We start from the raw sequence: 16,889 nt of genomic DNA on the forward strand, positions 1-16,889 counted from the left end.
TTCACCCTATAGCGTTTACTTTTCGAAACGAACGAGTTCAACACCATCCTGGACCATGTCGCCGGGTGCGAACATCACTTCAGCGACGCGGCCATCGGCCGGGGCACGAATCGTGTGTTCCATTTTCATCGCTTCCAGCACCAACAACGCCTGGCCTTGTTTGACTTCATCACCGGCTTTGACTTTGACGTCGATCACCGAGCCGGGCATCGGTGCGGTCAAGCGACCTGCGCCGGAGCCACCCATGCCTTCGAGGTTCAGCGTTTTCAGTTGCAGTACACGTGACCAACCATGACCAATCAGTGTCAGCATCTTGTCACGCTGCACGACGCGCACTTGCTGACGCTTGCCATTGATGTTGATGGCCAGTAGATCATCGCTGGTCAGTTCGCCGGTAGCGCGGCATTCACCGGTCGGCAATTCCAGAACGACACCATGCGGACGGAAATGCACCAGACACGGATATTCCTTTTCATCGGCAATAAACGTGAATTGATGATGATTATCTTCGTTCATGCGCCAGCCGGTGACATCGGCCCAGGGGCTATAGCAATCAGCGTTTTTGCTGGCCTGCGATTTCGCATCTCGCATGCGGTCAGCCATCAGGAACAACGCGGCAATCGCCAGTTGTTCATCACTGACATCCGGCTTCGGCGGGAACAGGGCTTGTTCATGCTTCTTGATAAAACCGGTGTCGACATTGCCTTTGATGAATTCCGGATGCGAAGCCAGTGAGTGCAGAAAGCGAATGTTGTGGGTCAGGCCGACAATTTCGTACTCAGCCAATGCCGCGCGCAAACGCGCCAAGGCTTTCTCGCGGCTTTCATCCCAAACGATCAGCTTGGCGATCATCGGGTCGTAATGAATCGACACGGTATCGCCTTGTTCGACACCGGTATCAACCCGCACATGCGCGCCGATTTGCGGCTGACGCAAATGATGCAACGTGCCAGTCGAAGGCAGGAAGTTGTTATCCGGATCTTCGGCATAAATACGCGCTTCAAACGCGTGGCCATTGATGCGCAATTGCTCCTGCTTCAACGGCAGATGTTCGCCAGCGGCCACGCGCAGTTGCCACTCAACCAGATCCTGTCCGGTGATCATTTCGGTGACCGGATGCTCGACCTGCAGACGAGTGTTCATTTCCATGAAGTAAAATGAACCGTCTTCATCAAGCAGAAATTCGCAGGTACCGGCGCCAACATAATTGACCGCTTTTGCCGCACGCACCGCTGCTTCGCCCATCTTCTGGCGAATCTCGGACTTCATCAGCGGGGCAGGGGCTTCTTCGATGATTTTCTGGTGGCGACGCTGCACCGAGCAATCACGCTCAAACAGGTATACGGCGTGACCATGCGTGTCGGCGAACACCTGAATTTCGACATGGCGGGGCTTGGTCAGGTATTTTTCCACCAGTACACGTTCGTCGTTGAACGAGGCTTTTGCTTCGCGCTGACAAGATTTCAGATTCTCCGCGAACTCATCGCTGGAAAACACCTGACGCATGCCTTTGCCGCCACCGCCGGAAACGGCCTTGATCAATACCGGGTAACCGATATCGTCGGCAGCTTTTTGCAAGGTCGCTAGCGATTGATCATCGCCATGATAGCCCTTGACCAGCGGTACGCCTGCCGGGCCCATGATTTCCTTGGCGCCGGCTTTCGAACCCATCGCGCGAATGGACGCGGCATGCGGGCCAATGAAGACGATACCGTTCTGTTCGCAGAGATCGGCGAATTCAGCGTTTTCCGACAGAAATCCGTAGCCGGGATGAATCGCTTGCGCACCGGACTTTTTCGCGATTTCCAGAATCAAATCGCCTTTCAAATAACTGTCGCGCGCCGCAGCGCCACCCAGATGCCAGGCCTCATCAGCCATTTTGACGTGCATGGCGTTGGCGTCGGCATCGGAATACACCGCGACACACTGGATGCCCATGCGCTGAGCCGTGCGCATGACCCGACAGGCGATTTCGCCACGATTGGCGATCAGAATTTTCTCAAACATCAATCTATATCCGTAGCGGGTTTAACGTTCCAGTTCGGGCTGCGCTTTTCCAGAAATGCACCGATACCTTCTTTGCCTTCTGCCGAGGCACGAATATCGGAAATCTTTTGCGCCGTGTGACGAATCAATTCTTCATCAATCACTTTGCCTTCAACTTGTTTGATCAGCTTTTTCGCTTCCAGCACGGCGACGGGGCCATTGCTGAGTATCGTGTCAATCAAGGTATCGGCCGCTTGTTCGAGTTGCTCGGCATCGAATAACTCATGCACCAAGCCCAAACGCAATGCTGTTTCGGCCGGAAAGCGCTCCGCGGAAACGAAATAGCGTTTGGCCGCACGCGCGCCGATGGCTTCGATCACATAAGGCGAAATCACCGCCGGAATCAAACCGAGTTTGACTTCCGATAAACAAAAGCTGGCTTTATCAGAGGCTAGCGCGATATCGCAGCAGGCAACCAGACCCACACCGCCACCGAATGCGGCGCCTTGCACGACGGCAACCGTCGGCTGACGCATTGAAGCCAGCGTTTGCATTAACGTCGCCAAACCGAGTGAGTCCTGGTAATTCTGGTTCCAGGAGTAACTGGCCATGCGTTTCATCCAGTTCAAATCGGCGCCGGCGGAAAAACTTTTTCCGGTCGAACGCAACACGACGACGCGTACGCTTTCATCAGCGTTGAAATTCTGCAACGCAACAGTCATGTCGCGGATTAATGCATCGTCGAACGCATTGTGCACATCCGGACGATTGAGCGTAATCGTCGCGACGCCGCGTTCATCTTTATTGATTACAATCGCAGTCGTTTCCATGGTTTACATCCTGAATACGCCGAATTTGGTTTCTTCAATCGGGGCGTTCATCGCCGCCGACAGGCCCATGCCGAGTACACGACGCGTATCGGCGGGATCGATAATGCCGTCATCCCACAAACGCGCACTGGCGTAGTAGGGGTGGCCTTGCTGCTCATATTGTTCGCGAATCGGTTTCTTGAACGCTTCCTGTTCTTCCAGCGGCCAGGTTTTGCCTTCTTTCTCGAAATTATCGAGTTTGACCTGGGCCAATACGTTGGCCGCCTGCTCACCACCCATAACGGAAATACGCGCATTCGGCCACATCCACATAAAGCGTGGGCTGTAAGCGCGACCGCACATGCCGTAGTTACCGGCGCCAAATGAACCACCGATGATCACGGTGAATTTCGGCACATTGGCGCAGGCAACTGCCGTCACCATTTTTGCCCCGTTCTTGGCGATACCGCTTTGCTCGTATTTTTTACCGACCATGAAGCCGGTGATGTTCTGCAGGAAAACCAGCGGGATTTTGCGCTGGGCACAGAGTTCGATGAAATGCGCACCTTTCAGCGCGGATTCCGAGAACAGGATGCCGTTGTTGGCCACGATGCCAACCGGGTAACCGTGAATATGCGCAAAACCGCAAACCAGTGTACTGCCGTACAGTGGTTTGAATTCATCGAGTTCCGAGCCGTCAACGACGCGGGCGATGACATCGCGAACATCGAATGGCTTACGCAGATCGTTCGGCACCACACCGTAAATTTCTTCCGGTGGGTACAGAGGCTCACGCGGCTCACGAATAGCCAGTGGCATTTGCTTGACGATATTCAAATTGGAAACAATTTGCCGCGCCAGTTGCAGTGCATGTTGATCGTTGTGGGCGTAATGATCGGTAACGCCACTCAGTTTGCAATGGGTATCGGCGCCGCCGAGTTCTTCGGCAGAAACCACTTCACCCGTTGCCGCTTTCACCAGTGGCGGACCGCCAAGGAAAATCGTGCCTTGCTCTTTAACGATAATCGATTCGTCGGCCATCGCCGGTACATAAGCACCGCCGGCAGTACAGGAGCCCATGACCACCGCGATCTGGGGAATGCCATCGGCTGACATCGTTGCCTGATTAAAGAAGATGCGGCCGAAATGATCCTTGTCCGGAAATACTTCATCCTGCTGCGGCAGGTTGGCGCCACCGGAATCGACCAAGTAAATGCAGGGCAGGCGATTCTCGCGAGCGATTTCCTGAGCGCGCAGGTGTTTTTTCACGGTCATCGGAAAATAAGTGCCGCCTTTGACCGTGGCGTCATTGCAGACGATCAAACATTCGCGACCGGCAACGCGACCAATACCGGTGATGATGCCGGCTGCCGGCACCGAGGTGCCATACATATCCCAGGCCGCGAATTGCGACAGCTCCAGAAACGGCGAGCCGATATCGAGTAGCTGGCGAATGCGATCGCGAGGCAGCAATTTGCCGCGCGACAGATGTTTTTCATTGGCCTTGGCGCCACCGCCATCGGCAATGACTTTCATTTTGGCGCGCAGATCATCTACCAATGCCTGCATGCTTTCGGCATTGGCTTTGAATTCGGCGCTGCGCGCATTGATCGTGGACTGAATTACCGGCATGGGCTTATCCGTTTTGCTTGTTTAGGGGCTGTTGACATTCAGTGTTGGAACAGTGAGCGGCCAATAACCAGCTTCTGCACTTCTGATGTGCCTTCATAAATCTGGCAGACGCGCTGATCGCGGTAATACTTCTCAACCGGAAAATCGGTCAGATAACCGTAACCACCGTGTACCTGAATCGCCGCCGAGCAGGCACGCTCAACGACCTGACTGCAGAAAAGTTTGGCCATCGATGCTTCTTTCAAACAAGGCTGACCGGCTTCACGCAATGCCGCGGCTTGTAAATACATCAAACGCGCGGCTTCAATCTCGGTGGCAACCTGCGCCAACGAAAACGATACGGCCTGATGATCAGCCAGCGGTTTGCCAAAGGCTTTGCGTTCTTCGGCGTAACGGACAGCGGCTTCCAGTGCCGCACGGGCGATACCCACTGCTTGCGCGCCTATGCCAATGCGACCGCCTTCCAGATTCGACAGGGCAATCTTATAGCCTTCGCCTTCTTTGCCGAGCAGGTTTTCAGCCGGAATACGGCAATTGTCGAAAACAATCTGTGCCGTGTCAGACGCGTGCTGACCGAGTTTTTCTTCGATGCGCGCGACCTGGTATCCGGGCGTGTCAGTCGGCACGATAAAGGCGCTGATGCCTTTCTTGCCGGCCGAGGGATCGGTGACAGCAAAAACAATGGCAACACCAGCGTTCTTGCCGGAGGTAATGAATTGCTTGCTGCCGTTCAACACATAATGATCGCCATCTTTGACGGCCTTGGTGCGCAGGTCAGAAGCATCGGAACCGGCATGCGGTTCGGTCAAACAGAACGCGCCAAGCATTTTCCCGGAGGCAAGCGGCTTCAGGAATTTTTCTTTTTGCGCGTCATTACCGAACGCGTAAATCGGCATGCAGGCAACCGAGTTGTTGACGGCAACGATGGTCGAACAGGCGGCATCACCGGCCGCGATTTCTTCGATAACCAGCGCCGCAGAAATGTAACCGATATTCGAGCCGCCCCATTGTTCCGGAATGGTCATGCCGAGAAAACCGAGTTCGCCCAAACCTTGAATGGCGTCTTTCGGAAAGGTTTTGTTTTTGTCCCATTCGTGGGCAAACGGGGTAATGCGGTTCTGGACGAAATCGCGCGCGGCGTCGCGAATCATGCGTTGTTCTTCAGTTAGCAACATGGTTCCATTCCGGACAGAAAAAACAAAACGCGCGCCAGAACCAAAAGTGCCAGCGCGCGTTATTCAACATTTAGATCAGTTCAATAGCCATTGCTGTCGCTTCGCCGCCACCGATACAGAGGCTGGCAACGCCACGCTTTTTACCGTGAGTACGTAATGCGCCGATCAAGGTCACGATCAAGCGAGCGCCGGACGCACCAATCGGGTGGCCGAGGGCACAGGCACCGCCATGGACGTTGACTTTGTTCTGATCGATCTTCAGATCTTTCATCGCCGCCATCGTGACCACGGCGAAGGCTTCATTGATTTCGTACAGATCAACGTGAGCATCGCTCCAGCCAGTTTTCTCGAACAGTTTTTCAATCGCACCGACCGGAGCCGTTGTGAATTGCGCCGGTTGACGGGCGTGGCTGGCGTGGCCATGAATACGGGCCAATGGAGTCAGGCCGCGTTTTTTCGCTTCGCTTTCGCGCATCAATACCAGCGCGGCGGCGCCGTCGGAAATCGATGAGGAGTTGGCGGCAGTAACGGTGCCGTCTTTGGCGAATGCTGGTTTCAATGTAGGAATCTTGTCGATTTTGGCGTTGCCCGGTTGTTCGTCGATTTTGACGACGACTTCACCTTTGCGATCAGCAACGGTGACCGGCTCGACTTCCCAATCAAACGAGCCATCGGCAATGGCCTGTTGCGCGCGCTTGGTTGAGGTAATGGCAAATTCGTCCTGCTGTTCGCGACTGAAACCATAGGCTTTAGCGGTTTCTTCAGCGAACGTGCCCATCAGACGACCTTTGTCATAGGCGTCTTCGAGCCCGTCGAAGAACATGTGGTCGAGCACCTGGCCGTGGCCGAGGCGCATGCCGCCACGCGCTTTCGGCAGCAAGTAAGGGGCGTTGCTCATGCTTTCCATGCCGCCGGCAACCAGCACATGATTGCTGCCAGCCAGAATCGCGTCGTGCGCGAACATTACGGCTTTCATGCCCGAGCCGCAGACTTTGGAAATGGTTGTGCAAGGCACGCTTTTCGGAATACCGGCGCCAATCGACGCTTGGCGGGCAGGGGCCTGACCCAGGCCGGCGTGCAGCACGCAGCCCATCAATACTTCATCAACTTGTTCGGCGGCCAGATTGGCGCGGCTCAACGCCGCTTTGATGGCGTGGGCGCCAAGCTCTGGCGCACTCAGCGCGGAAAGGGAACCCTGAAATCCGCCCATTGGCGTGCGGGCGACAGAAACGATGACGATAGGATCTTGCGACATGGTGACCTCTTCAATTGGCAATGACTGGAAATTGCAATGCTATCCGCTATCCCGCGAACAGGACTTTCGTTACCACTAAATGAGGAGCGGCGGTACACCGCCCGATTGCCTGTTGTGACCGCAACTGTATTGCTATCACAACAGGCCGAAAACAACGACGTAGTTTACGCCGTTTCCTTGAACAACTCGCGGCCGATCAGCATACGGCGAATCTCGCTGGTGCCGGCACCGATTTCATATAACTTCGCGTCACGCAGCAGTCGGCCGGTCGGGTACTCGTTGATGTAACCGTTACCACCGAGCACCTGAATCGCTTCCAGCGCCATTTTCGTGGCGTTTTCGGCCGAGAACAGAATGGCTGCCGCCGCATCTTTGCGCGTGGTTTCGCCCCGGTCACAGGCTTTCGCTACCGCGTAAATATAGGCGCGACTGGCGTTCAGCGTGGTGTACATGTCAGCGACTTTGCCCTGAATGAACTGAAACTCGCCGATGGCCTGACCGAACTGCTTGCGCTCATGAACATAGGGCAGCACCACGTCCAGACACGCCTGCATGATACCAAGCGGACCGGCCGACAGCACGGCGCGTTCATAATCAAGGCCGCTCATCAGTACGCGTACGCCTTCGTTCAATTTGCCGAGAATGTTTGCTTCCGGTACTTCGCAATCTTCGAACACCAACTCGCAGGTGTTCGAACCGCGCATACCAAGCTTGTCAAGCTTTTGCGCGGTGCTGAAACCTTTCATGCCTTTTTCGATAATGAACGCGGTAATGCCTTTCGGGCCGGCATTGCCATCGGTTTTCGCGTAGACGACCAGCGTGTCGGCATCCGGACCATTGGTGATCCACATCTTGTTGCCGTTAAGCACATACGCATCGCCTTTTTTATCGGCTTTCAGGCGCATTGAGACGACATCGGAACCGGCACCTGGCTCAGACATCGCCAGCGCGCCGACGTGCTCACCCGAACACAGTTTCGGCAGGTATTTACGCTTTTGTTCTTCGTTGCCGTTCTTGCGAATTTGATTGACGCAGAGGTTGGAATGGGCGCCGTACGACAGACCAATCGATGCTGAAGCGCGGGAAATTTCCTCCATGGCGACTACGTGCTCAAGATAGCCCATGCCTGAGCCGCCGTATTCCTCTTCGACGGTGATGCCGAGTAAACCCAGCTCGCCAAATTTGCGCCACAGTTGATTGGGGAATTCGTTCTTGTGATCGACTTCAGCGGCAATCGGGGCGATTTCCTTTTCGGCGAATGCACGCACCATTTCACGAATCATGTTGGCGGTGTCGCCGAGCGCAAAATCGAGAGAAGGATACATAACGCGTTGAGCTCCTGGATTGGGGGGTAGGGGATCAGGTTTTGACTTTTACGGATTGGATACGGGAATCAATCGCTTCCAGTTCCTGCAGCATGTGATCAATGTTGCTGCGTTGTTCGAGCAGCGAGGCGCGGCGGCGGGCGATTTTGGCGCGCAACACCTGAGCCTGAAGCTCTTCGCCGTGCGGCAAATCGTAGAGATCGATAATTTCGCGGATTTCCGCCAGTGAGAAACCGATGTTCTTGCCGCGGATAATCAATGCCAGACGCACCCGGTCACGGACGCTGTAAATGCGCTGCTGGCCCTGACGCTCTGGAGAAAGCAGGCCTTCATCTTCGTAATGGCGCAGAGAGCGGGGGGTTACATCGAATTCCCGGGCGAGATCAGAGATTGAGAAGGTCTGTTTCATGCTGGCCACTCCGTATAAGTTTAAGAGCTTAACGCTGCTTTACGTTTACGTAAAGGTAATGGCTACTGTCCAGACCAGTCAAGTGGTGGTTTGCAAGCGCTTGTTTTTTAACCGAAAAGCTTATTCAGACGAGTGTTCGCATTCGAATTTAAAAATTAAAATATCCATAAAAAACATATATTTATGATTTGATTCTAATGTGATTCTAAAGTCCTGTCTTAGCTTCACAATTGTTGAGCTTGGTCATTGCGCCGAGCGGTGCGAAGCGCTATGTTGGGTTCGAGGCGGTTCCTGGTGACAGCACTGCCCAGTAGTCGTCTCACGTTGAAAAACGCCAATTTGAGAGGTGGCTTTTATGAAGAGACAAAAACGCGATCGCTTAAGTCGTGCCCAAACTCGTGGTTACCAAGCGGGTTTGGAAGGCAAGAGCCGGGAAACCTGTCCTTATTCATCGACCGACTTTCGGGAACATTGGATAGGGGGTTGGCGCGAAGCGAAAACGTATCTTCAAGGAGAACACCTGCTTTAGTTGACCCGTTTTTCTTCTCCAGTACTTTTAGCGCGGCCTAACCAGCCGCGCTTTTCTTTTTCTGGTTGCGCAAAACCTGAGCAACTGCCGATAAAAGCTCAGAAATTCCCTTTTCAGTCACCAAAGCTTTCGGTATTCTTGCCGCCCCTCGTACCGAGGCTGGCTTACCTAGTCGTTGTGAGCGAAAAATTAAATAGTTTTGCAAACTTGGAGCGCCGAAAGCGGTCCCGAAGGGACGAGCCTCATGGATGAGGCGAGCAATGCACCGGTCTACTGGCGCGACGAGCGCCAGCTGAAGATCGAGCAAGATTTGAAAAATTAGACAGTTTTGGAAGCGTGGCAGAGCGGTTGAATGCACCGGTCTTGAAAACCGGCGATGGCGCAAGTCATCCGTGAGTTCGAATCTCACCGCTTCCGCCAAAATCAAAAGGCGCCCTCGTGGCGCCTTTTGTTTTGGCGGTGGTGGTGAATGAGAACTCACCAGTTCGACAAAACGCGACAGCGTTTTGGACGCCGAAGGCGCCCCGAAGGGGTGAGCAATCGCCCCAAGCGATTGCGAATCCATCTCACCGCCGGTCCCCAAACAGCATTGCTCCTATTCGTGGCGCCCTTCGTTTTTGGCGGTGGTGGTGAATGAGAACTCACCAGTTCGACAAAACGCGACAGCGTTTTGTCCGCCACATCCCTGTGGCGTCCCCCTGACGGGGCTGGCGCGAAAATTTGCTCCTGGCAAATTTTTGGACGCCGAAGGCGCCCCGAAGGGGTGAGTAATCGCCCCAAGCGATTGCGAATTCATCTCACCGCTGTTTCTCGAGCAGAAATGGACCGAGTCTTGGCGCCCATCGTTTTCCCCTGAATGCGACTCTTTCCCATCAGCCAAAACCCCCATAAATTCAACAACCTGTTAAATCTTCTGACAAAGGCTATATTTGTTCAGCGGGGGTATTGTCTTGCCCGGGTACTGGCAGTACTTTTACTGCCTATAACAAACCTCCTGACCACGAAAACCGATTTCGGTCATTCGCTGTACAGGCTCCGAGTTGAGGGGAACCCGATTGGTTAAAGTATTGCTGGCCGACGACCATGATTTGGTGCGAACTGGCGTCAAGCGTCTGTTGGAAGATGCGGGCGACATCAAAGTTGTCGGTGAAGCGGCGTCTGGCGAAGACGCGATTCGTTTGGCCAAGGAACTCAAACCGCAAGTCATTCTGATGGACGCCAACATGCCGGGCATCGGTGGCCTGGAGGCGACCAAGCGTATTCTGCGCCAGGTGCCGGACGCGAAAATCATCGCGTTGACTGTGCACGGTGACGAACCTTTCCCATCCAAGTTTTTGCAAGCCGGTGCTCATGGTTACCTAACCAAAGGTGCCGATGTTCATGAAATGGTGCGAGCCATTCGGCAAGTGGCCGGTGGTCGCCGTTACATTGCGGCCGAAGTGGCGCAACAAATGGCGCTGCGCCAGGTCACCGATGGCGAGGACAATCCATTCGAATTGTTGTCCGAGCGCGAAACACAGGTGATGTTGATGGTGACGCAAGGTCACAAGGTTCAGGAAATCGCCGACAAGCTTTGTTTGAGTCCAAAAACCGTCAACAGCTACCGTTATCGCCTGTTTGAGAAACTCAAAGTCAACAGCGATGTCGAACTTACCCATATGGCGATACGCCACGGTGTGGTACAAACCCAGCAATAACTGCTCGAATCACTGATGTCCAAATCCCCAGAACAAACCGGCGACGAGCCGGTTTCGCGTCTTATTGATGCACCGGAAAAACTGCGCGACCGGCTGAAGGTGCTGAGCACTGGCCCCGGCGTCTATCGTATGCTCGACAGCAAAGGGGAAACGCTGTACGTCGGCAAAGCCAAGAATCTGAAGAATCGGGTGTCGAGTTATTTCCGGCGCGAAGTCGACAGCGTCAAAACGGCGGCACTGGTTGAACTCGTTTGCGATATCGCGATCACGCTGACCGGTTCGGAAAGCGAAGCGCTGGTGCTCGAATACAATCTGATTCAGCAATACCTGCCGCGTTTCAACATTCTGCTGCGCGACGATAAGTCTTATCCACATGTGTTTATGTCCGCAGATAAATTTCCGCGACTGGCGATTCACCGCGGGCCACGCAAAGAAAAAGGCCGCTATTTTGGACCTTATCCTAGCGCCGGTGCGGTTCGACAATCGCTGTATTTGTTGCAGAAACTGTTCAAAGTGCGGCAATGCGAAAACAGTTTTTTTGCCAATCGTTCGCGGCCGTGTCTGCAGTATCAGATCGAGCGTTGCAAGGCGCCCTGCGTTGGCTATGTCAGCGAACAGGAATACGCCGATGATGTGCGCCTGACGGCGATGTTCTACGAAGGTCGCAATCAAGCCGTCATTGATGAGCTCGCCAATCAGATGGAGCGGGCTTCGGAAAAGCTGGAGTTTGAGCAAGCAGCACAGAAGCGCGATCAAATCGCGATGCTGCGCAAAGTGCTCGATCGTCAACGCGTGTCAGCCGATGGCGGTGATGTCGATGTCGTCGCCGGTGTCATTGAAAAAGGCATGGCCTGCGTTTACGTGCTGCATGTTCGTGATGGCCGGGTATCCGGCAGCCATGCCGAGCTGCCGCCGTTGCCGGAAGGCTCCGAATTTAACGAACTGATCGATGCGTTCCTAACGCAGTTTTATCTGGCTGAGCGGGAAATTCCGCGTGAGATTATTCATAACGGCAGCGATGAAACGTCCGAAGCGTTGGCGGAGTTGCTATCGGAACGCACGCAGCGAAAAACTCGCGTCGCGACACAGGTGCGTGGCGATCGGCTGGCTTGGTTGAACATGGCCAAACGCAATGCCGAGAACTCGATTGCCAGCCGTTTTGCCCAGCAAGCGGAAGCGCAAAAGCGTGGTGAACAGCTGCGAGAATTGTTCGCTCTTGATGTCGTGCCGACACGTTTTGAATGTTTCGATATCAGCCACACGATGGGCGAGTCGACAGTGGCTTCTTGCGTGGTGTTCGATTTAGCCGGGCCGCGTAAAAGCGATTACCGGCGTTTCAATATTGAAGGCATTACACCCGGTGATGATTACGCGGCGATGTACCAGGCGCTATCGCGCCGTTATGCGCGTCTGAAAAAAGGCGAGGGCGTGTTGCCGGATCTGCTGTTTATCGATGGCGGTCCTGGACAGCTGCGTCAGGCACAACAAATTCTTGAAGAGATGCAAATCGATACCGTATTGGCAATTGGTATTGCCAAGGGGCCGGATCGGCGTGTCGGCCAGGAAGAACTGCATGTGACCGGCTGGCCAAAGCCAGTACAATTGCCTGCCGACTCCAGTTTGCTGCATTTCATTCAGCAGATTCGCGATGAGGCACATCGTTTTGCCATCACCGGGCATCGCCAGCGTCGCTCTAAGACCCGCAATCGTTCCCCGCTGGAAGGTATCACCGGTATCGGTCCGGCCCGACGTAAAGAGCTGCTGCGCCGCTTTGGTGGTCTGCAGGAACTGACCAAGGCTGGCGTTGATGATATCGCCGCCGTTCCCGGCATTTCACGGGCATTGGCCGAACGCATTTATCGCGCGCTGCACCCGTAACTGGCATACTGCGCACCTGCCTCAAGCGGCCGTCCCAACTCCGACAACGATAACGCATGACCATCCCGAACATCCTGACGCTGTTCCGAATCGCTTTAATCCCAGCCTTCGTGCTGGTGTTTTACTTGCCCTGGAAATGGCATTACCTGGCCAGCGCTGCGATTTTTGCACTCGCCAGTGCCACCGACTGGCTCGATGGCTACATCGCGCGCCAGATGGGCCAAACCTCGCGTTTGGGCGCATTTCTGGACCCGGTGGCCGACAAGCTGATGGTCGCCGTCGCGCTGGTTTTGTTGGTCGAGGTCTACAACTCACCGTGGCTCGCGGTCGCGGCCAGCGTTATCGTTGCGCGCGAAATTACCGTGTCGGCGCTGCGTGAATGGATGGCGGAGCTCGGTAAGCGCGGCGTCGTCAAGGTGTCGATGGTCGGCAAAATCAAGACCGCCTGCCAGATGTTCGCTATCGTTGTGTTGCTGGCGACACCGGTTGGCCACAAATGGGACGTATTTGGATTTGTCGCGATCTACGTTGCTGTGGTTTTCACGTTGTGGTCGATGATTGTCTACCTGAAAGCGGCTTGGCCAGAGTTTGAATTGGGTGCCAAACGGCACTGACATACGCCTTCTGCGCAAGGAATAATCAACAAAAAAATAAAGGATTCAATAGCTTGACAGCGGGAGGCCATTCGTTAAAATGCGCGTCCTGTTTTGCGGGAATAGCTCAGTTGGTAGAGCACGACCTTGCCAAGGTCGGGGTCGCGAGTTCGAGTCTCGTTTCCCGCTCCAGATTTTAACGGTGGTTTCGCGCTCGGCGGAGTTGCCAGAAAGACTGGTTAGAACGCAGTGGATGGTATTCACTGTTTGCCACGGCGGGGTGGCAGAGTGGTCATGCAGCGGACTGCAAATCCGTCTACGCCGGTTCGATTCCGACCTCCGCCTCCAGTTTTTCATCAGTTATAAGCGGGAATAGCTCAGTTGGTAGAGCACGACCTTGCCAAGGTCGGGGTCGCGAGTTCGAGTCTCGTTTCCCGCTCCAAATTCCGAAAGCGATCTTCTGCTTTCAGTTCTATCCAAAGCCCGGATGGCGAAATAGGTAGACGCAAGGGACTTAAAATCCCTCGGTTGGAAACGACCGTGCCGGTTCGATTCCGGCTCCGGGCACCATTCGCTTGCAGCGTTTCGCTTTCAATCCCCTTTGCATCAACCTTTATCAACATTCGCTCTCGCGGCGCGCCAGGCTCGGTATTGTTTCTCCGAATAAACACCGTACAGAGGCATGATGATGCCAAGCAGGCTATACACCATGCCATTCAGCGCCAAATATTTTTCCGGCAAGGTATAAGTCAAAATCAGTGACAGCACGCCAGGGCTCATCAACAGCAAAAACGAAAAACCATGTTGCGCGGCCAGGAATTTCTGTTCGTCGGTCAACCCAAGTTTTTTCGCCTGACGGATGGTGTGGCGATACAACAAAAACATCGCCATGCACATGGTGATAAATCCATAACCATAAATCGCGAATAAATCCGAAATATCGGCGGGGCCGGTGGCGGTGTAGGAGGTTTTCAACAGACCGCCGGTCACCCAGTGGAAAAAACCGCTGAACAGCATTTTTAAAGGATAGACATAGACCAGCACGGTGCACACCAACACCGAGGTCAGCAAAATCGAAACGCCATCGTCGCTGCGATAATCTTTCGACCAGCTTTGATGAGCATGCCAAAACATGATCAGCAGCGCGGCGCTGACAATAAATGATGGGATTTGGTGCAGGGCATTTTTCAGTTCAGCAATGCTGCCCGGCATTTCGTCGCCGGATATGGCCAACAAGGTCAGGGCAAAGGCAAATGCTGCATCAGTAAATGCTTCCAGGCGACTTCCATTGCGCATACAAAAACTCCCGGCAAGAACCGGGAGTTAATGTAGCACAGCAAACCAAGCTTGAAACGTGCGTATTAGACCGCCGTTGGTTGATGGCTGTCGCAAGCCGTACCGGCCAGACGAGACATCGCTTTCAGATCGAGAATTTCGATTTCCTTGCCGGTAGCCGAAATCATGTCGTTTTTCTGGTAGCGTGCAAATAAACGCGAGATGGTTTCGATGGTCAGGCCGAGATAGTTGCCGATATCGGAACGGGTCATTGGCAGAATAAAGCGGGTGGCAGAACGGCCGCGACGCGAATAACGGGTCGACAGGTTGACCAGAAACGCTGCCAGTCTTTCCTCGGCATTTTTCTTGTTCAATAGCAACAGCAATTCCTGGTCGTCGAGAATTTCCTGACTCATCACCCGCATCAGTTGCGAGCGCAGTGACGACATCGTTCCAGCCAACTCTTCCAGTTGCTCGAAAGGCAGTGCGCACACCATCGTTGTTTCCATGGCGACCGCGAAACCGCGATGCGCCATATTGGCAACGGCATCAAGACCAATGACTTCGCCGGCCAGATGAAAGCCGGTGATCTGTTCTTCGCCTTCGCTGGAAATCGTGTAGGTTTTCAAACTGCCGCTACGAATCGCGAACAGGCTTTCCAGTTTGTCGCCAGCGCGGAACAGCAAATCGCCTTTTTGCAGCGGTTTGTTGCGCTGAATGATGCTGTCCAAGTGTTCGATTTCGGCCTCGGCCAGACTGACTGGCAGGCAGAGCTGGCTGATACTGCACTGCTGACAGGAAATCTTCGAGGTCAGTGAGTTGGACATGTTCAGGTTCGGCATTCAATACGCTCCGGCGGCGAAGGTAAATACAGTATAGGTGATACCGCTTTATTCATACAGTTCCCCAAGTCATTAAATCAACCGGGAAAACCGACTCTGCATCATCACCGACAAGTAGCGGTCAAACACGGTACAAATGTTTCGAATTAGCAATCGTCCGAGCGGCGCCACTTCAATGCCTTGCTCGTCAATCGTCACCAGGCCATCATCAGCAAAACTCTGCAAACGCTGCAACTCATCGGCAAAGTAGCTTTGAAAATCAATACCATGGAGCTGATTGATGACAGAGTACTCGAGATTGAAATGGCAAATCAGCTGCATGATGACATCGCGCCGCAGCTTGTCGTCGGCATCCAGTTTGACACCGCGCCAAATCGGCAAATTGGATTTGTCCAAAGCTTCGTAATAGCCATCCAGATCTTTGAGGTTCTGGAAGTAGCTGTCACCGATCTGGGAAATACCCGACACACCAAGCGCCAACAGCTCGCACTCGGCGCGGGTCGAATAGCCTTGGAAATTGCGGTGCAGTTGACCATTGCGTTGAGCCACGGCCAGCTCGTCATTCGGCTTGGCGAAATGATCCATGCCAATATGAACGTAATCGTTGCGGGTCAGGAAGCTGACTGTGTATTCGAGAATCTGCAGTTTTTCTTCAGCGGAAGGCAACGCCTGTTTTGGAATCGCCGCCTGCGATTTGAAGTGCGAAGGCAGGTGCGCGTAATTGAAGATCGACAGACGATCCGGTGATAGCAGCATGACTTTATCAAGCGTTTCGCGAAAGCTCTGCTCAGTCTGATAGGGCAAGCCATAGATCAAATCGAGGTTGATCGAACGAAAGCCATGCTCGCGCGCCTGCTGAATGACTTTTTCGGTCAGCTCAAAGCTCTGCACACGATTGACGGCCTTTTGCACTTTTGGATCGAAATCCTGCACGCCAAGACTCAGCCGATTGAGTCCGAGCTCAGCGAGGCGCTGCATGCTGTCGTCATTGACTGCGCGCGGGTCGACTTCGATCGAATATTCACCTTCGCTGCTCGGCGCAATCTCGAAATGATGGTGCAGGCAATCGACGATCGCCGCCATTTCTGTGTGCGATAAAAACGTTGGCGTACCGCCACCCCAATGCATCTGGGTGACGCGGCGACCGCCAAGCAGTTTTGCGTGCAGGGCGATTTCACGCTTCAGGTATTCGACATAGGTTTGCGCCTTGCGCCGATCTTTGGTGACAATCTTGTTGCAAGCGCAGTAGTAACAAAGCGTCGCGCAAAACGGAATGTGGATATAAATCGACAGTGGCGCTTTCGGATCCGTTTGCGCAATCGCCTGTTGATAATCGGCTTTGCGAAAATCTTCGGTGAATTGCAGCGCTGTCGGGTAGGAGGTATAGCGCGGCCCGCTAAGGTTGTAGCGGGCAATCAACTCGCGGTTGATGCTGATTGGTGCCTGCTGAATCGGAAATTGCAAAATCATAGCCATTACGCCTC

Annotated in this window: 14 protein-coding genes and 5 tRNA genes; 9 read left to right on the forward strand and 10 right to left on the reverse strand. The window is 54.1% G+C overall.

Annotation, left to right across the window (positions count from 1 at the left end):
* Positions 1-15: 15 nt before the first annotated feature.
* From E2H98_RS18860 to E2H98_RS18890, 7 genes are all read right to left on the reverse strand, one after another.
* Positions 16-2,007, reverse strand: coding sequence for an acetyl/propionyl/methylcrotonyl-CoA carboxylase subunit alpha (locus tag E2H98_RS18860; RefSeq protein WP_133592474.1), 1,992 nt, complete (start codon positions 2,005-2,007; stop codon positions 16-18).
* Complete coding sequence (locus E2H98_RS18865; RefSeq protein WP_133592476.1) at positions 2,007-2,816, reverse strand: enoyl-CoA hydratase/isomerase family protein; 810 nt, start codon at positions 2,814-2,816, stop codon at positions 2,007-2,009. The genes E2H98_RS18860 and E2H98_RS18865 overlap by 1 nt, the downstream gene beginning before the upstream one ends.
* A gap of 3 nt (positions 2,817-2,819) precedes the next feature.
* A complete protein-coding gene (locus tag E2H98_RS18870; protein ID WP_133592478.1) occupies positions 2,820-4,427 on the reverse strand; it encodes a carboxyl transferase domain-containing protein in 1,608 nt (535 codons plus the stop codon).
* 38 nt (positions 4,428-4,465) lie between these two features.
* Positions 4,466-5,602 (reverse strand): acyl-CoA dehydrogenase, encoded by a 1,137-nt coding sequence (locus tag E2H98_RS18875; protein WP_133592479.1) that lies wholly within the window; start codon positions 5,600-5,602, stop codon positions 4,466-4,468.
* A gap of 70 nt (positions 5,603-5,672) precedes the next feature.
* On the reverse strand, positions 5,673-6,857 hold the full coding sequence (locus E2H98_RS18880; protein WP_133592481.1) for an acetyl-CoA C-acetyltransferase: 1,185 nt from the start codon (positions 6,855-6,857) through the stop codon (positions 5,673-5,675).
* Between the two features lie 164 nt (positions 6,858-7,021).
* Entirely contained in the window at positions 7,022-8,182 is a 1,161-nt protein-coding gene (locus E2H98_RS18885; RefSeq protein ID WP_133592483.1) for an isovaleryl-CoA dehydrogenase, read from the reverse strand.
* A 34-nt stretch (positions 8,183-8,216) separates the two neighbouring features.
* A complete protein-coding gene (locus E2H98_RS18890) occupies positions 8,217-8,591 on the reverse strand; it encodes a MerR family transcriptional regulator (RefSeq protein ID WP_133592485.1) in 375 nt (124 codons plus the stop codon).
* 355 nt (positions 8,592-8,946) lie between these two features.
* Here E2H98_RS18890 and rmf point away from each other — a divergent pair, with 355 nt between their 5' ends.
* The 9 genes from rmf (at position 8,947) to E2H98_RS18935 (ending at position 13,858) form a co-directional block, all read left to right on the forward strand.
* Positions 8,947-9,120: a ribosome modulation factor gene (gene rmf / locus E2H98_RS18895; RefSeq protein WP_133592487.1), complete on the forward strand. Its 174-nt coding sequence runs from the start codon at positions 8,947-8,949 to the stop codon at positions 9,118-9,120.
* 330 nt (positions 9,121-9,450) lie between these two features.
* Positions 9,451-9,540, forward strand: a tRNA-Ser gene (locus tag E2H98_RS18900).
* A 635-nt stretch (positions 9,541-10,175) separates the two neighbouring features.
* Positions 10,176-10,817 carry a UvrY/SirA/GacA family response regulator transcription factor gene (gene uvrY / locus E2H98_RS18905; protein WP_133592489.1) on the forward strand — a complete coding sequence of 214 codons (642 nt, stop codon included), beginning with the start codon at positions 10,176-10,178 and terminating at the stop codon, positions 10,815-10,817.
* 15 nt (positions 10,818-10,832) lie between these two features.
* Complete coding sequence (gene uvrC, locus E2H98_RS18910; RefSeq protein WP_133592491.1) at positions 10,833-12,695, forward strand: excinuclease ABC subunit UvrC; 1,863 nt, start codon at positions 10,833-10,835, stop codon at positions 12,693-12,695.
* 56 nt (positions 12,696-12,751) lie between these two features.
* Positions 12,752-13,309, forward strand: coding sequence for a CDP-diacylglycerol--glycerol-3-phosphate 3-phosphatidyltransferase (gene pgsA / locus E2H98_RS18915; RefSeq protein ID WP_133592493.1), 558 nt, complete (start codon positions 12,752-12,754; stop codon positions 13,307-13,309).
* A 95-nt stretch (positions 13,310-13,404) separates the two neighbouring features.
* A tRNA-Gly gene (locus E2H98_RS18920) sits at positions 13,405-13,480 on the forward strand.
* Positions 13,481-13,562: 82 nt separating this feature from the next.
* Positions 13,563-13,636, forward strand: a tRNA-Cys gene (locus E2H98_RS18925).
* A gap of 18 nt (positions 13,637-13,654) precedes the next feature.
* Positions 13,655-13,730: transfer RNA gene (locus tag E2H98_RS18930), tRNA-Gly, on the forward strand.
* A 39-nt stretch (positions 13,731-13,769) separates the two neighbouring features.
* Positions 13,770-13,858, forward strand: a tRNA-Leu gene (locus tag E2H98_RS18935).
* A 36-nt stretch (positions 13,859-13,894) separates the two neighbouring features.
* Here the strand turns inward: E2H98_RS18935 and E2H98_RS18940 are convergent.
* From E2H98_RS18940 to hemN, 3 genes are all read right to left on the reverse strand, one after another.
* Positions 13,895-14,584: a TMEM175 family protein gene (locus E2H98_RS18940; RefSeq protein WP_133592494.1), complete on the reverse strand. Its 690-nt coding sequence runs from the start codon at positions 14,582-14,584 to the stop codon at positions 13,895-13,897.
* A gap of 65 nt (positions 14,585-14,649) precedes the next feature.
* Positions 14,650-15,405 (reverse strand): fumarate/nitrate reduction transcriptional regulator Fnr, encoded by a 756-nt coding sequence (gene fnr / locus E2H98_RS18945; protein WP_162848206.1) that lies wholly within the window; start codon positions 15,403-15,405, stop codon positions 14,650-14,652.
* 72 nt (positions 15,406-15,477) lie between these two features.
* Positions 15,478-16,881: an oxygen-independent coproporphyrinogen III oxidase gene (gene hemN / locus E2H98_RS18950; protein ID WP_232475435.1), complete on the reverse strand. Its 1,404-nt coding sequence runs from the start codon at positions 16,879-16,881 to the stop codon at positions 15,478-15,480.
* Positions 16,882-16,889: the final 8 nt, after the last annotated feature.

The organism is Permianibacter aggregans (assembly GCF_009756665.1).
Taxonomy (GTDB): domain Bacteria; phylum Pseudomonadota; class Gammaproteobacteria; order Enterobacterales; family Permianibacteraceae; genus Permianibacter; species Permianibacter aggregans.

What these genes read in the sequence shown, in the direction of transcription:
- rmf (WP_133592487.1), top strand. Translation starts at nt 8,947, where the DNA reads ATGAAGAGACAAAAACGCGATCGCTTAAGTCGTGCCCAAACTCGTGGT.
- E2H98_RS18875 (WP_133592479.1), bottom strand. Translation starts at nt 5,602, where the DNA reads ATGTTGCTAACTGAAGAACAACGCATGATTCGCGACGCCGCGCGCGAT.
- E2H98_RS18865 (WP_133592476.1), bottom strand. Translation starts at nt 2,816, where the DNA reads ATGGAAACGACTGCGATTGTAATCAATAAAGATGAACGCGGCGTCGCG.
- E2H98_RS18890 (WP_133592485.1), bottom strand. Translation starts at nt 8,591, where the DNA reads ATGAAACAGACCTTCTCAATCTCTGATCTCGCCCGGGAATTCGATGTA.
- E2H98_RS18885 (WP_133592483.1), bottom strand. Translation starts at nt 8,182, where the DNA reads ATGTATCCTTCTCTCGATTTTGCGCTCGGCGACACCGCCAACATGATT.
- uvrC (WP_133592491.1), top strand. Translation starts at nt 10,833, where the DNA reads ATGTCCAAATCCCCAGAACAAACCGGCGACGAGCCGGTTTCGCGTCTT.
- E2H98_RS18940 (WP_133592494.1), bottom strand. Translation starts at nt 14,584, where the DNA reads ATGCGCAATGGAAGTCGCCTGGAAGCATTTACTGATGCAGCATTTGCC.
- fnr (WP_162848206.1), bottom strand. Translation starts at nt 15,405, where the DNA reads ATGCCGAACCTGAACATGTCCAACTCACTGACCTCGAAGATTTCCTGT.
- hemN (WP_232475435.1), bottom strand. Translation starts at nt 16,881, where the DNA reads ATGGCTATGATTTTGCAATTTCCGATTCAGCAGGCACCAATCAGCATC.
- pgsA (WP_133592493.1), top strand. Translation starts at nt 12,752, where the DNA reads ATGACCATCCCGAACATCCTGACGCTGTTCCGAATCGCTTTAATCCCA.
- E2H98_RS18880 (WP_133592481.1), bottom strand. Translation starts at nt 6,857, where the DNA reads ATGTCGCAAGATCCTATCGTCATCGTTTCTGTCGCCCGCACGCCAATG.
- E2H98_RS18860 (WP_133592474.1), bottom strand. Translation starts at nt 2,007, where the DNA reads ATGTTTGAGAAAATTCTGATCGCCAATCGTGGCGAAATCGCCTGTCGG.
- E2H98_RS18870 (WP_133592478.1), bottom strand. Translation starts at nt 4,427, where the DNA reads ATGCCGGTAATTCAGTCCACGATCAATGCGCGCAGCGCCGAATTCAAA.